Consider the following 620-nt stretch of genomic DNA (forward strand, 5'->3'; position numbering starts at 1 on the left):
GCGGCGCGTGAAAAGCTGAAAAACAAGCATATCGAGACGGAATGGGATCCTGAGCTCAGGCGCAAGTTCGATACGCTCATGCGTTCCGTTCTGAGCCAGCGGCAGTCTGGCAGCGAGCCAGCGAACGCTCGGCATGAGGGGCGCTGCCTCTTCGTGAGCGGGGAGGCCGGAACCGGAAAAACCGCATCTCTCGAGCGGCTCTTTCGAACACACCCCATCCTTCAGCCTCGGGGAGAGCATCGCTCTTCCTTGCTCAGGGTGATCGTGCCAGCTCCTTGCACCTTAAAAACGCTCGGGCGAGAGGTACTCAGAGCACTGGGCTACCCTCTGGCTCGGGAATTGGCGGATCACATCATCTGGGCCCGCATCCAGGAGCTTCTACCCGTTGCCGGTGTGCTGATCATCCATTTCGACGAGACACACAATCTCACGGACAACGCCAACGTGGTCCAAATGGACAACATCAGGAAGACCTTCAAAACGCTGATGGTCTCGTCCTGGCCAGTTGGCCTGATCATTTCGGGCTTGCCCAGCCTGATCCCCGAGATGCGCAAAATCGACGAGATTCGCCGTCGTGGCCAGTTTGTGTCGGTTCCGCTGCTAAGGCTGCCCGACGACAA

At 58.7% G+C, this 620-nt stretch carries 1 protein-coding gene; it reads left to right on the plus strand.

Annotation, left to right across the window (positions count from 1 at the left end; genetic code table 11):
• The coding region (locus tag AC3WMA_RS27565) for an ATP-binding protein (protein ID WP_492288430.1) at positions 1–620 on the plus strand (620 nt) is incomplete at both ends.

This window comes from Allobosea sp. FW305-C-101 (assembly GCF_058783685.1).